The sequence below is a fragment of the Enterobacter sp. 342 genome (assembly GCF_036663495.1).
Lineage (GTDB): Bacteria > Pseudomonadota > Gammaproteobacteria > Enterobacterales > Enterobacteriaceae > Enterobacter.
Genome location: NZ_JAWUEI010000003.1, coordinates 117,889 through 131,834, shown reverse-complemented (window position 1 = coordinate 131,834; position 13,946 = coordinate 117,889). Strand labels below are relative to the sequence as shown.

Annotated in this window: 12 protein-coding genes and 1 pseudogene; 4 read left to right on the top strand and 9 right to left on the bottom strand. The window is 53.7% G+C overall.

Annotated elements, in window-relative coordinates; genetic code table 11:
- Positions 1 to 2 precede the first annotated feature (2 nt).
- A pseudogene (locus V6E55_RS03910) lies at positions 3 to 221 on the bottom strand (DUF2575 domain-containing protein).
- Positions 222 to 322: 101 nt separating this feature from the next.
- Between V6E55_RS03910 and rpsT the strand changes: the two are divergent.
- The gene (gene rpsT / locus V6E55_RS03905; RefSeq protein WP_003856458.1) at positions 323 to 586 is read left to right on the top strand and encodes a 30S ribosomal protein S20; all 264 of its coding nucleotides are present in this window, start codon (positions 323 to 325) and stop codon (positions 584 to 586) included.
- 57 nt (positions 587 to 643) lie between these two features.
- Here rpsT and nhaR read toward each other — a convergent pair whose 3' ends face one another.
- From nhaR to dnaK, 4 genes are all read right to left on the bottom strand, one after another.
- A complete protein-coding gene (gene nhaR / locus V6E55_RS03900) occupies positions 644 to 1,543 on the bottom strand; it encodes a transcriptional activator NhaR (RefSeq protein WP_129996712.1) in 900 nt (299 codons plus the stop codon).
- A 57-nt stretch (positions 1,544 to 1,600) separates the two neighbouring features.
- Positions 1,601 to 2,776 (bottom strand): Na+/H+ antiporter NhaA, encoded by a 1,176-nt coding sequence (nhaA, locus tag V6E55_RS03895; protein WP_236920122.1) that lies wholly within the window; start codon positions 2,774 to 2,776, stop codon positions 1,601 to 1,603.
- 172 nt (positions 2,777 to 2,948) lie between these two features.
- Entirely contained in the window at positions 2,949 to 4,094 is a 1,146-nt protein-coding gene (dnaJ, locus tag V6E55_RS03890; RefSeq protein ID WP_028016628.1) for a molecular chaperone DnaJ, read from the bottom strand.
- An 87-nt stretch (positions 4,095 to 4,181) separates the two neighbouring features.
- Entirely contained in the window at positions 4,182 to 6,095 is a 1,914-nt protein-coding gene (gene dnaK / locus V6E55_RS03885) for a molecular chaperone DnaK (protein ID WP_108089544.1), read from the bottom strand.
- Positions 6,096 to 6,391: 296 nt separating this feature from the next.
- Between dnaK and satP the strand changes: the two genes are divergently transcribed.
- On the top strand, positions 6,392 to 6,958 hold the full coding sequence (satP, locus tag V6E55_RS03880) for an acetate uptake transporter (RefSeq protein WP_028016626.1): 567 nt from the start codon (positions 6,392 to 6,394) through the stop codon (positions 6,956 to 6,958).
- On the opposite strand, the gene V6E55_RS03875 is transcribed toward satP, so the two are convergent.
- The 3 genes from V6E55_RS03875 to tal form a co-directional block, all read right to left on the bottom strand.
- Entirely contained in the window at positions 6,935 to 8,257 is a 1,323-nt protein-coding gene (locus V6E55_RS03875; protein WP_114979266.1) for an MFS transporter, read from the bottom strand. The two genes, satP and V6E55_RS03875, sit on opposite strands and share 24 nt — an antisense overlap.
- A gap of 121 nt (positions 8,258 to 8,378) precedes the next feature.
- A complete protein-coding gene (gene mog / locus V6E55_RS03870) occupies positions 8,379 to 8,966 on the bottom strand; it encodes a molybdopterin adenylyltransferase (protein ID WP_049005231.1) in 588 nt (195 codons plus the stop codon).
- A 111-nt stretch (positions 8,967 to 9,077) separates the two neighbouring features.
- Positions 9,078 to 10,031 (bottom strand): transaldolase, encoded by a 954-nt coding sequence (gene tal, locus V6E55_RS03865; RefSeq protein ID WP_028016623.1) that lies wholly within the window; start codon positions 10,029 to 10,031, stop codon positions 9,078 to 9,080.
- A 262-nt stretch (positions 10,032 to 10,293) separates the two neighbouring features.
- Here tal and V6E55_RS03860 point away from each other — a divergent pair, with 262 nt between their 5' ends.
- Together V6E55_RS03860 and yaaA are read left to right on the top strand one after the other, a co-directional pair.
- Positions 10,294 to 11,724 carry an alanine/glycine:cation symporter family protein gene (locus tag V6E55_RS03860; protein WP_316942215.1) on the top strand — a complete coding sequence of 477 codons (1,431 nt, stop codon included), beginning with the start codon at positions 10,294 to 10,296 and terminating at the stop codon, positions 11,722 to 11,724.
- Between the two features lie 66 nt (positions 11,725 to 11,790).
- Positions 11,791 to 12,564 (top strand): peroxide stress protein YaaA, encoded by a 774-nt coding sequence (gene yaaA, locus V6E55_RS03855; protein WP_028016621.1) that lies wholly within the window; start codon positions 11,791 to 11,793, stop codon positions 12,562 to 12,564.
- Positions 12,565 to 12,656: 92 nt separating this feature from the next.
- Here yaaA and thrC read toward each other — a convergent pair whose 3' ends face one another.
- On the bottom strand, positions 12,657 to 13,943 hold the full coding sequence (thrC, locus tag V6E55_RS03850) for a threonine synthase (RefSeq protein ID WP_129996717.1): 1,287 nt from the start codon (positions 13,941 to 13,943) through the stop codon (positions 12,657 to 12,659).
- Between the last annotated feature and the right edge of the window lie 3 nt (positions 13,944 to 13,946).

The following is a 13,946-nucleotide window of genomic DNA, read 5'->3' as shown; positions in this document are numbered from 1 at the left end:
GCTCAAAACAGTGAAAATCGCCAAAGTATACCTTGTACGGCGGTTAAGGTTAACCGGCGATTGTTCGCGCAAAACAGAAAGCCGTAATGATTTCATCAGGCTGACCTTTCGCAGCGAAAAAATCTGCTCGTGAACTGCGATTTTTATGCCGAAAGGCTGTATTCAGGGAAGACAAGCTGGTAGAATCCTGCGCCATCACTACGTAACGTAGCGTCGCTAATTAACGGCGCTTATTTGCACAAATCCATTGACAAAAGAAGGCAAAGAGGGCATATTCCTCGGCCTTTGAATTGTCCACATAGATCATATTTGGGAGTTGGACTTGGCTAATATCAAATCAGCTAAGAAACGTGCCGTTCAGTCTGAAAAGGCTCGTAAGCACAACGCAAGCCGTCGCTCTATGATGCGTACTTTCATCAAGAAAGTATACGCAGCAATCGAAGCTGGCGACAAAGCTGCAGCGCAGAACGCATTTAACGAAATGCAACCAATCGTGGATCGTCAGGCTGCTAAAGGTCTGATCCACAAAAACAAAGCAGCGCGTCATAAAGCAAACCTGACCGCGCAGATCAACAAACTGGCTTAATCGCTATTTGTTGTTGCTTGTTTAAAGAACCCGCTTAACGCGGGTTTTTTTATGCCTTCAGATTGCCGGAGGTGTAAACAGCGCAGAGTAGTCGCGGTTACAGATTCGCTGTACCGCCGGGTGTTGAATCATCCTTTCAGCAAAAATGGCGTGATACTCCTCCATCACGTTATCCACTCTGCCTATCTCCGTAATCTTGTCATCAGAATAGAGATCGTGCGCGTACAGCGTTGGTGCAACGAAGATCGCATTGTGGGCTTCACCAAAGGCTTTCATCAGTGCCGCGTCATCAAACTCGCCGAGGATTTCAACGTTCAGCCCCTGCGAATTAAACCAGTTCAGCAACTTTCGTCCCAGCATAGAACGCCGTCCAGGCACCAGCAAACGACGCTCTTCCAGACAGGCAGGAAACGGCTTGTCCGGTGGCGGATTAATACACCAGAAGCTGACGCCACACTCACCAATCTTCACCGAGAACAAGCCCTCCTGCTGCGTGGAGTCGATTGGGCAATCCGAGATAATCATATCCAGCTTATGCTGGCTCAACTGCTCCAGCAGCATCTCGTGAGTGGATTCAAAGCAGCGCAAATGGATTTGCTCATCTTCAACCACTGCCGCATCCAGCACACCGCTCACCAGCCGTTTTGACAGCGCATCGGCCACACCGACATCAAAGAGCAAATTAGACTCTTTGCGGTAGTTGACGATATCCAGCATCTCCTGGCTCAGGGTAAACATTTTGTCTGCGTAACGGAAAACCAGCTCACCCAGTTCACTGGGCTCAATCCCACGACCCTTGCGCTTGAACAGCTTGCCCTGCAGACGTTCTTCCAGCGCCTTGATTTGCCCGGTGATGGTTTGTGGTGTCAGGTAGAGCGCCTCTGCGGCGCCCACGACAGAGCCCTGTTTGTAGACGTGCCAGAAGTAGTAAAGATGGTTGTAATTCAAATGAGACATTGCGTCTTCGCTCCCTGATAGTCTATCGGAAGAAGGCTCCCCTCCTCCCGGTTTCCGTTATGCCTGGACAGCCTGTCCAGACAACTTCACCTTCAACAAGGTATAACCGATCACTGCGGCCAGCAATGACCCGATAAGAATGCCAAGTTTTGCCCAGACGATAAGCTCCGGTGCATGCGTACCAAATGCCAGCGTCGAGATAAAGATCGACATCGTAAACCCGATCCCACACAGCACGCCAACGGCCATAATCTGTCCAAAGGTTGTGCCGTGCGGCAATGATGCCATCTTCAGCTTCAGCGCCAGCCAGCAGAAGAGGCTAATCCCCAGCGGCTTACCGATAAACAGCCCGGCAATAATGCCCAGAGGTAGCACGGACGTCAGCCCGTCCAGCGTGACACCGCCCAGGGAAACACCTGCGTTGGCAAATGCGAACAGTGGCAGGATCATAAAGGCTACCCACGGGTGCAGCACATGTTCCAGCTGTTTGGCAGGCGACTTGCCGTCCTGCGGCTTAAGCGGCACGAAGAAGCCGACGATCACACCTGCCAGCGTGGCATGCACGCCCGATTTCAGCACCGCCGTCCACAGCACCATCCCCACGAGGATGTAGATGCCGATGCGACGCACATTGAAAATGTTCAGCAGTGCCAGCACAGCAATCGCCCCAGCAGCGACACTCAGTGACAGGATCGACAGCTCGCTGGTATAGAACAGCGCGATAATCACAATAGCGCCCAAATCATCAATAATTGCCAGCGCCATCAGGAAGATCTTCAGTGCCACCGGCACGCGGCTGCCCAGCAGGGCTAAAACACCGAGCGCAAAGGCAATATCCGTTGCGGCCGGGATCGCCCAGCCATGACGCGCAAGGGGGTCCTGCCAGGTAAACGCCAGGAAGAGCAACGCCGGAACCACCATCCCACCGATGGCGGCAATAATCGGGAACGCCGCGCGCTGGCGGCTGGCAAGTGAACCCAGCACCAACTCGCGTTTAACTTCAAGCCCCACCAGGAGGAAGAACACAGCCATCAGTGCATCGTTGATCCACAGCAACATGTTCTTGTTAATTTCCAGCGCCCCAACCTTCAGCTCGACGGGCGTTTCCAGAAATGCGTGGTATAGATCGCGGGTAAGCCCCAGGTTAGCCAGCACCATCGCAGCCGCAGCGGCAATAATCAGGATCACGCCACCGGACGCTTCACTGCTAAAGAAACGGTGTAGTAATTTCACTTTAACTCTCTCTTTTACAACAATACCTCGATAAAACCATAATACCAAGCCACATAGCTCGGCAAAAACAGATTAATGTTGAGTATAGGTTCAGTTTTACCGAACTATTCCTACAAAAAGAAAAAGCCCGGAATTGCTTCCAGGCTTTTGCAGATGAAGGCCAGCTAACGAATTAGCGGGTCAAATCATCGAAGAATTTTTTGACGCCATCGAAGAAACTTTTGGAACGCGGGCTGTTCTTCTCACCCGTCGGGCCGCCAAAGCTCTCCTGAAGCTCTTTCAGCAGTTGTTTCTGCTTGTCATTCAGGCCAACCGGCGTTTCCACGACGACGCGACACAGCAGGTCGCCCTGAGCACCACCACGCACGGATTTAACGCCTTTCCCGCGCATGCGGAACAGCTTACCGGTCTGGGTTTCACCTGGGATCTTCAGATTAACGCGACCATCCAGCGTCGGGACTTCGATTTCACCACCGAGTGCCGCCATCGCGAAGTTGATCGGCACTTCGCAATACAGGTTGTTACCTTCACGCTCGAAAATGGCGTGCTGTTTAACCTGCACCTGAACGTACAGATCGCCTGCCGGTGCGCCGTGTTCCCCAGCTTCACCTTCGCCCGCCAGACGGATGCGGTCGCCCGTATCGACGCCAGCCGGAATTTTAACGGACAGGGTCTTCGTTTTCTCAACGCGACCGTGGCCGTGGCATTTGGTGCACGGATCTTTAATCAGCGTACCGCGACCGTGACAGTGAGGACAGGCCTGTTGTACCGCGAAGAAGCCCTGACGCATCTGTACCTGGCCTGAACCGTGACAGGTTGGGCAGGTCTGCGGCTGGGTTCCCGCTTTCGCGCCGCTGCCGTGGCAAACGTCACACTCTTCCAGCGTCGGAATACGGATCTCTTTGGTGACACCGCGAACAGCCTCTTCCAGCGTCAGTTCCATGTTGTAGCGCAGGTCCGCGCCGCGCGTTGCGCGCTGACGACCACGGCCACCGCCGAAGATGTCGCCGAATACATCACCAAAGATATCGCTGAAGTCAGCGCCGCCGCCAAAGCCGCCGCCACCGAATCCACCGCCGCCCATGCCGCCCTGTTCAAAGGCTGCGTGACCATACTGGTCATAGGCTGCACGTTTTTGTGCATCGGTCAGGACTTCGTAGGCTTCTTTGATCTCTTTAAATTTGGCTTCAGCCTCTTTGTCACCCTGGTTACGGTCCGGGTGGAATTTCATGGCCAGGCGCTTATACGCCTTTTTGATTTCACGCTCTTCCGCAGTTTTCGGAACGCCTAAAATCTCGTAATAGTCTTGCTTTGCCATTGGTTTTTTTAAGCCCCTTAACATGCGAGCACGGGCGTGGAGAGTTCTCCTACGCCCGTGCCAATTAATTACCCTGCATCAGGGCGATTATTTTTTGTCTTTAACTTCTTCGAACTCAGCGTCAACAACATCGTCGTCTTTCGCGTTGTTCTGGGAAGCGTCAGCGCCTGCCTGCTGTTGAGCGTGCTGCTGCTGAGCGATTTCCATCAGCTTCTGGGAAGCCTGTGCCAGTTCCTGCATCTTCGCTTCGATGTCCGCTTTATCTTCACCTTTCAGTGAAGTTTCCAGCGCACTCAGTGCAGCTTCGATAGCAGTTTTGTCTTCCGCTGGCAGTTTATCGCCTGCTTCTTCAACCTGCTTACGGGTGCTGTGCAGCAGATGGTCACCCTGGTTACGGGTCTGAACCAGCTCTTCGAACTTACGGTCGGACTCAGCGTTAGCTTCTGCATCACGAACCATTTTCTCGATTTCAGCTTCGTTCAGGCCAGAAGATGCCTTGATGGTGATCTTCTGCTCTTTACCGCTGTTTTTGTCTTTTGCAGACACGTGCAGGATACCGTCAGCATCAATATCGAAGGTGACTTCGATCTGCGGCATGCCGCGTGGTGCCGGGTTGATACCATCCAGGTTGAACTGACCCAGAGACTTGTTATCCGCCGCACGTTTACGCTCACCCTGAATCACATGGATGGTTACCGCAGACTGGTTGTCTTCAGCGGTAGAGAACACCTGGCTGTGTTTCGTCGGGATAGTGGTGTTTTTGTTGATGAGTGCAGTCATCACACCGCCCATGGTTTCGATACCCAGAGACAGCGGGGTAACGTCCAGCAGCAGTACGTCTTTCACTTCACCAGTCAGTACACCACCCTGAACCGCTGCACCGATAGCAACAGCTTCGTCCGGGTTCACGTCTTTACGCGGCTCTTTACCAAAGAATTCAGCCACTTTCTTCTGAACCATTGGCATACGCGTCTGACCACCCACCAGGATAACGTCCTGGATGTCAGATACGGACAGGCCAGCGTCCTGCAGAGCAACTTTCAGTGGCTCGATGGAACGGTTCACCAGGTCTTCTACCAGGCTTTCCAGTTTCGCACGGGTCACTTTGATGTTCATGTGTTTAGGACCGGTCGCGTCTGCAGTGATGTACGGCAGGTTCACGTCGGTCTGCTGAGCAGAAGACAGTTCAATCTTCGCTTTCTCAGCGGCTTCTTTCAGGCGCTGCATGGCCAGCGGGTCGTTACGCAGGTCAATGCCCTGATCTTTCTTGAACTCGTCAACGAGGTAGTTGATCAGACGGGTATCGAAGTCTTCACCACCCAGGTGGGTATCACCGTTGGTTGCCAGAACTTCGAAGGTTTTTTCGCCGTCAACTTCGTCGATTTCAATAATAGAGATATCGAAGGTACCACCACCCAGGTCGTAAACCGCGATAGTACGGTTGCCGACTTCTTTATCCAGACCGTAAGCCAGTGCAGCCGCGGTTGGTTCGTTGATGATACGTTTTACTTCCAGACCTGCGATACGGCCAGCATCTTTGGTTGCCTGACGCTGAGCATCGTTGAAGTATGCAGGAACGGTGATAACAGCTTCAGTTACCGGCTCACCCAGGTAATCTTCCGCGGTTTTCTTCATTTTTTTCAGCACTTCAGCAGAGATCTGCGGTGGTGCAGTTTTGGTGCCTTTCACATCAAGCCATGCATCGCCGTTATCTGCCGCGATGATTTTGTAAGGCATGATAGAAACGTCACGCTGAACTTCTTCGTCCTGGAAGCGGCGGCCAATCAGGCGTTTAATCGCAAACAGGGTGTTTTGCGGGTTTGTCACTGCCTGACGTTTAGCCGGCTGACCAACCAGAGTTTCACCGTCCTGGGTATAAGCAATGATAGAAGGCGTGGTGCGATCGCCCTCGGCGTTCTCCAGCACACGTGCAGTAGTGCCATCCATAATCGCTACACAAGAGTTGGTAGTACCCAGGTCGATACCAATAATTTTACCCATCTAAACGTCTCCACTAAAAATTCAGTCAACATGTGGTTGTGTACCTGTAATAAGGGCAGAACGTGCTTTTTCAACTGCCCAGATTTGATTTTTTTCAGGTCCACACACTGCGGTTGACTACAAGATGGGGTCGCCACAGCATCCATCAAGGGGGAAGGATAAAAAAAATTTTAATTTCACCCTGATGAGATCATAGACGCCATCGATTGCGCCCATTATGATGCCGCGCCCCGTCAGGGAGTATTGACGCGGGATTCACCATTTCACCATATTAATGATGATTTTTTTGAGGACTTATGGGCAACACTAAGTTGGCTAATCCGGCTCCGCTGGGCCTGATGGGTTTTGGCATGACCACTATCCTGCTGAACCTGCACAATATCGGGATGTTCCCGATGGATGGCATCATCCTGGCGATGGGCATTTTTTACGGCGGCATCGCGCAAATTTTCGCGGGCCTGCTGGAATATAAGAAAGGTAATACCTTCGGCTTAACCGCCTTCACCTCTTACGGCTCTTTCTGGCTGACCCTGGTTGCCATTCTGCTGATGCCTAAAATGGGTCTGGCAGACGCGGCAAACGCCCATTTCCTGGGCGTTTATCTGGGTCTGTGGGGCGTCTTCACCCTGTTCATGTTCTTCGGCACCCTGAAAGGTAACCGCGCGCTGCAGTTCGTCTTCCTGAGCCTGACCGTACTGTTCGCCCTGCTGGCGATCGGTCACCTGGTGGATAACGAAGGCATCGTTCACGTTGCCGGCTGGATTGGCCTGGTATGTGGCGCGAGCGCAATCTACCTGGCAATGGGCGAAGTGCTGAACGAGCAGTTTGACCGCACCATTCTACCGATTGGTGAAAAACACTGATCCCTCTGTCGTGCCTGCCTCGCGGGCACGACATTCCCACCCTTTGCGAAGCCAGACCCCTAACACCAGCCCCATCAGCGAGAGCGCGAGAACGTACCAGGCTGGAGCCATCGGCGATATCCCCATCAGCATGGTGACGGCAATCGGTGTCAGACCACCAAAAATGGCATACGACACGTTGTAAGAGAAAGAGATACCGGTGAAACGAACCTCTGGCGGGAACGCACGCACCATCACATACGGCACCGCCCCCACAACACCGACGCACAGCCCGACTACCCCGTACAGCAGGAACAGTTGCTCCGGGTGGCTACCCGCCAGATGGTAGAACGCCCAGCTTGATGCAGCCAGTAGCAGACTGCCGACGATAAAGGTCCGGCTCGCGCCAAAACGATCAACAGCAAGGCCAGCCGCCAGACAACCAAAACAGAGCATAATCGTCGCAATACTGTTCGCCTGCAGGGTGACCGCTGGTGCGAAACCGTATTGCTTTTGCAGCCAGACCGGCGACATCAGGATCACGACGACAATACCCGCCGACAGCAGCCAGGTCAGCAGCATCGACACCACCACCGCACTTCTGTGACGGACCACCACCGCTTTCACCGGTAACTCCTGCGCCAGTGCCTTGCGCTGCTGCATCTCAAGGAAGATCGGCGTCTCCTGCAACCAGCGGCGCAGGTACATCGCCACCAGACCAAAGGCCCCGCCCAGCAGGAACGGAAGACGCCAGCCCCAGTCGTGCACAGCCTGTTGCGTCATATGGGTATTCACAAGAGTTGCAACAACCGAGCCCAACAGGATGCCGATGGTCAGGCCCGCCGTTAAGGTTCCACAGGCGATACCAATGCGGCGCACCGGAACATGCTCCGCGACAAACACCCACGCGCCAGGCACTTCACCGCCAATCGCGGCCCCCTGAAGAACGCGCATCAGCAACAGCAATAGCGGGGCAACAAGGCCCATCGAGGCATAAGTTGGCAGCAAACCAATCGCCAGCGTCGGCACAGCCATCAGCAAAATACTGAGGGTAAACATCTTCTTACGCCCGACCAGATCGCCAAAGTGCGCCATAACAATGCCACCCAACGGGCGAGCCAGATACCCGGCAGCAAAAATGCCGAAGGTTTGTACCTGCCGCAACCATTCCGGGATATCCGCCGGGAAGAAAAGCTCCCCCACGACGGCGGCAAAGAAAACAAAGATGATGAAGTCGTAGAACTCCAGCGCGCCACCCAGAGCAGCGAGCGTGAGGGTTTTGTAGTCCTGTCGATTCAGAGGTCGGGTGTTATGTGACATAGCGAACCATTATGCGTGTATTGTGGATTTATTTTTACAGCAATCGTAAAGAAAAAATTACTATACCGTAAAACCTTTAGCACGCATCGCTGCTTCAGCTAATGTCACATAATCATTATTTTCAGGATATTGTCTCGCGGCGTGCACTTTTAGGGCGAAAAGCTGCTACGACTTTCTCATCAGTTTCCACATACGGACCGTCCAGCAGCTGTATACAATACGGTACACTTGCGAAGATCCCGTGCACAATTACGCTGCCATCGTCGGCTTTAAGCCCTTCCAGCGTCTCTTTGATCGATTTCGGCTGGCCCGGCAGGTTCAGGATCAACGCCTGTTTGCGGATCACACCCACCTGGCGAGAGAGTATGGCGGTTGGAACAAAGTGTAGGCTGATCTGACGCATTTGCTCACCGAAACCCGGCATTTCACGGTCGGCGACTGCCAGCGTCGCATCTGGCGTGACATCGCGACGTGCAGGACCGGTTCCGCCCGTGGTCAACACCAGATGACAGCTCATCTCATCCACCAGCTCGCACAACGTCTGCTCAATGATCGGCTGTTCGTCAGGGATCAAGCGGGTCTGGATTTCAAAAGGGGTAGTCAGCGCGCTGCCCAGCCACTCTTCCAGAGCCGGGATGCCTTTATCCTGGTAAACACCGCTGGAGGCGCGGTCAGAAATCGACACTAAGCCGATGCGTAAGGTATTCATAGCCATTCCATTTAAAAAATACTGATTAAAGGGAATGATACACGCAGAGAGGAAATTCAGACAGGGTACGAAAGAAGTCGCGTGACCGGGAACCCGGTCACGCAGAAATGATTACAGCAGGTCGCCGATCATTTTTTCCAGTTTGCCCTGGTCAACAGCAAACTTACGGATACCGTCCGCCAGTTTGTCTACTGCCATTGGATCCTGGTTGTGCTGCCACAGGAACTCGGATTCAGTGATGCGTTCTGGGCGCGCTTTCACTTCACCGGTGTAAGACAGTTTACGCTCGATCGCGCCTTCGCTTTCTGCCAGCTCTTTCAGCAGTGCAGGGGCGATGGTCAGGCGGTCACAGCCAGCCAGCTCGATGATTTCACCAACGTTACGGAAGCTTGCGCCCATAACAACAGTCTCATAGCCGTGCTGTTTGTAGTATTCGTAGATTTCAGTAACGGAAACCACGCCTGGATCTTCAGCAGGTGCGTACTCTTTCTTATCGGTGTTGGCTTTGTACCAGTCCAGAATACGGCCTACGAACGGAGAAATCAGGTATACACCGGCTTCAGCACAAGCACGTGCCTGCGCGAAGGAGAACAGCAGAGTCAGGTTACAGTTGATACCGTCTTTTTCCAGCTGCTCAGCCGCGCGAATGCCCTGCCAGGTAGAAGCCAGTTTGATCAGGATACGGTCGTTGCTGATACCCGCATCGTTGTACATTTTGATCAGACGTTTTGCTTTGGCGATTGACGCTTCGGTGTCGTAGGAGAGGCGAGCATCCACTTCGGTAGAGATACGGCCAGGAACCAGTTTCAGGATTTCCAGACCGATGTTCACTGCCAGTTTGTCAGTGGCATCAACGATCTGCTGCGCGCGGTCATTGCTCTGCGCTTTCGCCCAGGTCACAGCGTCGTCAATCAGTTTGCGATACTCAGGGATCTGCGCAGCGTTCAGGATCAGAGAAGGGTTAGTTGTGGCATCCTGCGGCTGGTACAACTTCATTGCCGCGATATCTCCGGTGTCAGCTACGACAGTGGTGAACTGACGAAGGGAGGTCAATTTATCCGTCATGATAGTATTTCTCTTTTAACGTGCCCTGGATAATTCACGCTACCGACAGCATGCCTGCAGCGGAAAAATGACAGGTTTACTTGTTAGGGGGATGTAACCGGTCTGCCCAGATGATAACACGAGTGAGAGGTAGCGCAACCGCAGACAGTGCGCTTAGACAGAGTATGATAAACTCAGAATATTAACAGGCTGCTAAGTAACAGCATGCTCAATCAGTGGTAGCGCTTACATATTCATATTGGCATCAACAAGAGGGACGTTAATGCCTGATTTCCTTTTCTTTATCAACGAAATCCTCTGGGGTTCGATAATGATATATCTGCTATTAGGAGCAGGTATATGGTTCACACTGCGCAGTGGTTTTATCCAGTTTAGATATATACGCAAGTTTGGCAGAAGTCTGAAAAACAGCATTACACCGCAGCCAGGCGGACTCACCTCGTTTCAGGCGCTTTGTACCAGTCTCGCCGCACGTGTCGGTAGCGGTAACCTGGCGGGGGTGGCGCTGGCCATCAGCGCCGGTGGCCCTGGCGCCGTCTTCTGGATGTGGGTCACCGCGATCATTGGCATGGCCACCTCGTTTGCCGAATGCTCTCTCGCACAGCTGTACAAAGAGAAGGACAAACACGGTCAGTTTCGCGGCGGTCCGGCCTGGTATATGGCGCGTGGATTAGGGATGCGCTGGATGGGCGTTCTGTTCTCGCTTTTTTTACTGCTCGCTTATGGCCTTATTTTTAATACTGTTCAGGCTAATTCGGTCGCCAATGCCCTGCGCTATGCCTTCGCTTGTCCGGAATGGATCACAGGCATCGTTTTATCCCTCTTCGTTCTGTTCACCATTTCTGCTGGTCTCAAAGGTATTGCCCGTCTGATGCAGTGGATGGTTCCCATGATGGCGCTGCTCTGGGTTGGCGCGAGCCTGTTTGTCGCCGCACGGCATATCGACCAGGTTCCGGGAATCATTGCCACGATCTTCAAAAGCGCCTTTGGCTGGCGTGAGGTGGCATCTGGCGCGTTGGGTTACACCTTCAGCCAGGCGCTGATGGCAGGTTTTCAGCGTGGAATGTTTTCCAATGAAGCCGGTATGGGGTCAACCCCCAATGCAGCGGCAGCCGCCTCTTCATGGCCGCCTCACCCAGCCGCACAAGGCATTGTGCAGATGATTGGCGTCTTTACCGATACCATTATTATCTGTTCTGCCAGCGCGATGATCTTGCTGCTGGCAGGCCCCGTACCGCATTCGGCGGGAACCGCCGGGATACAGCTTCTCCAGCAGGCTCTGGTAAACCTTGCTGGCGGCTGGGGTGCCGGATTTGTCGCGCTCATACTGATATTGTTCGCCTTCAGCTCGATTGTGGTGAATTACCTCTACGCTGAAAATAACCTTATTTTCCTGAAACTCGACTCCCGCGCCGCAATCAGTGCGTTGCGTCTGGGGGTGATCCTGATGATCATAGCAGGCTCCCTGCTCAGCATGCCGCTGGTCTGGCAACTGGCTGACGTCATCATGGCACTGATGGCCATCACCAACCTCACGGCGATCCTGCTGCTCTCGCCCATTGTTAGTCTTATTGCCCGGGACTATCTTCGTCAGCGTAAGCTGGGGATTCCACCGGTATTTGATCCCACACGCTATCCCGAAGTTGAAGCGCAACTGGCTCCCGGCTCCTGGGATGATTTGCCCCGGCGATAACAGCTATCGATCAATTCAGGGCGATTTTTTGCTAAAGTCGCTCTAAATTTCCTGCAAGGACTGGATATGCTGATTCTTATTTCACCTGCAAAAACACTCGACTATCAGAGCCCACTCGCCACCGAGCGCTATACGCAACCTGAACTGCTGGACTATTCACAACAGCTGATCCGCGAAGCACGTAAACTCTCTGCGCCACAAATCGCCTCGCTGATGAGCATCAGCGATAAGCTCGCGGACCTTAACGCCACTCGCTTCCACGAGTGGCACCCGGATTTCACGCCAGCCAACGCTCGCCAGGCACTGCTGGCTTTTAAGGGTGATGTGTATACCGGCCTGCAGGCGGAAGAGTTCAGCGAAGCCGATTTCGATTTTGCCCAGCAGCACCTGCGCATGCTCTCAGGTCTGTACGGGGTACTGCGTCCGCTGGATTTGATGCAGCCGTATCGCCTGGAGATGGGTATCCGTCTGGAAAACGCCAAAGGCAAAGATCTCTACCATTTCTGGGGAGACATCATCACCGACAAGCTAAACGCAGCCCTACATGCCCAGGGCGATAACGTGGTGATTAATCTGGCCTCTGACGAATACTACAAGTCCGTGAAGCCGAAGAAACTGGATGCGGAAATCATCAAGCCAGTCTTCCTTGATGAGAAAAACGGTAAGTTCAAAGTGATCAGTTTCTACGCCAAAAAAGCGCGTGGTCTGATGAGCCGCTACATCATTCAGAACCGACTGACGAAGCCGGAGCAGTTGACCGGATTTAACAGCGAAGGGTATTTCTTTGACGAAGCGTCGTCAGGGAAAGGTGAACTGGTGTTTAAACGACACGAGCAGTAAAACAGAAAGCCGGGTGGTGGCTTTGCCTTACCCGGCCTTCGCTCAGCGCTGTTGTAGGCCCGGTAAGGCGTAACCGCCACCGGGCAACAAAATCACGCGCGGCTCATCATCAACTTACGCAGCGCGGCAAAATCCGCAGGTAGTTCATGAGACAGCAGCGGCAGGTCGGCACGTTCGGCCAGCTCTTTCGGCAGCGGCAGCGTTTCACCCAGAATCTCTTCCACGCTTTCTTTGAATTTTGCCGGATGCGCCGTCCCCAGGAACAGGCCATATTCACCCGGATTAAGCTGGTCACGCAATGCCCGGTAAGCAATTGCCGCGTGCGGCTCAGAGGTATACCCCACTGCTTTCAGCTCGCGCATTGTGGATTTGGTGGTTTCATCCGTCACCGCTGCGTAACCCAGATCGCCCAGACGCCAGATTTTGCGGCGGAACAGTTCTTCCACTCGCGGCCAGTTATTCGGCTGCGACACATCCATCGCGTTGGAGAGCGTTGCCTGCGTCGCGTTCGGCGCCCATTTGCCATCTTTCAGGAAACGCGGCACGGTGTCGTTAGCGTTGGTAGCAGCGATAAAGCGTTTCACCGGCAGACCCAGGGATTTTGCCAGCAGGCCAGCCGTCAGGTCACCAAAGTTACCGCTTGGGACAGAGACAACAAGCTGATTACGCGCTTCCTGCGGGAGCTGTGCAACCGCTTCGAAGTAGTAGCAAATCTGCGCCAGCAGACGGCTGATGTTGATGGAGTTCGCGGAGTTCAGACCCAGCGCCACTTTCAGTTCTTCATCATCGAAGGCCTGTTTGACCAGCGCCTGGCAGGCGTCGAAGTCACCGTCGATCGCCACGGTTTCAATGTTGCCGCCGAGGGTACAGAACAGTTTTTCCTGCAGCGGGCTGATTTTGCCTTTCGGGTAGAGGATCACCACACGAACGTTTTTCAGGCCGTAGAACGCATGCGCAACCGCCGCACCGGTATCACCGGAGGTAGCCGTCAGGATGGTTACCGGTTTGTCGCCGCTGATGTGAGTTAGCATCTGCGCCATAAAGCGGCCGCCGAAATCTTTGAACGCCAGGGTCGGACCATGGAACAGCTCCAGACAGCCAACGTCAGGCTCCACCTGCTGAACCGGAGCCGGGAAAGCGAACGCCGCCCGCACGCGCTCTTCCAGCAGTTCCTGCGGGATTTCATCGCCGATAAACGCAGACAGAATTTTGGTACTGCGGGTGACAAAATCCAGCTTCAGCAGTTCATCAATCTCGGTCAGCTGAAATTCCGGCAGGTCATGCGGGAAGAATAACCCCTGATTTTTGCCCAGTCCCTGAGTCACCGCCTGCGCGAAGCTGACCTGCTCGTTATGATCTTTAAGATTGTAGAGTTTCATTCG

Excerpts from the sequence above, each read along its gene's own strand:
- dnaJ (WP_028016628.1), bottom strand. The coding sequence starts at position 4,094 with ATGGCAAAGCAAGACTATTACGAGATTTTAGGCGTTCCGAAAACTGCG.
- yaaA (WP_028016621.1), top strand. The coding sequence starts at position 11,791 with ATGCTGATTCTTATTTCACCTGCAAAAACACTCGACTATCAGAGCCCA.
- satP (WP_028016626.1), top strand. The coding sequence starts at position 6,392 with ATGGGCAACACTAAGTTGGCTAATCCGGCTCCGCTGGGCCTGATGGGT.
- dnaK (WP_108089544.1), bottom strand. The coding sequence starts at position 6,095 with ATGGGTAAAATTATTGGTATCGACCTGGGTACTACCAACTCTTGTGTA.
- tal (WP_028016623.1), bottom strand. The coding sequence starts at position 10,031 with ATGACGGATAAATTGACCTCCCTTCGTCAGTTCACCACTGTCGTAGCT.
- thrC (WP_129996717.1), bottom strand. The coding sequence starts at position 13,943 with ATGAAACTCTACAATCTTAAAGATCATAACGAGCAGGTCAGCTTCGCG.
- nhaR (WP_129996712.1), bottom strand. The coding sequence starts at position 1,543 with ATGTCTCATTTGAATTACAACCATCTTTACTACTTCTGGCACGTCTAC.
- mog (WP_049005231.1), bottom strand. The coding sequence starts at position 8,966 with ATGAATACCTTACGCATCGGCTTAGTGTCGATTTCTGACCGCGCCTCC.
- V6E55_RS03875 (WP_114979266.1), bottom strand. The coding sequence starts at position 8,257 with ATGTCACATAACACCCGACCTCTGAATCGACAGGACTACAAAACCCTC.
- V6E55_RS03860 (WP_316942215.1), top strand. The coding sequence starts at position 10,294 with ATGCCTGATTTCCTTTTCTTTATCAACGAAATCCTCTGGGGTTCGATA.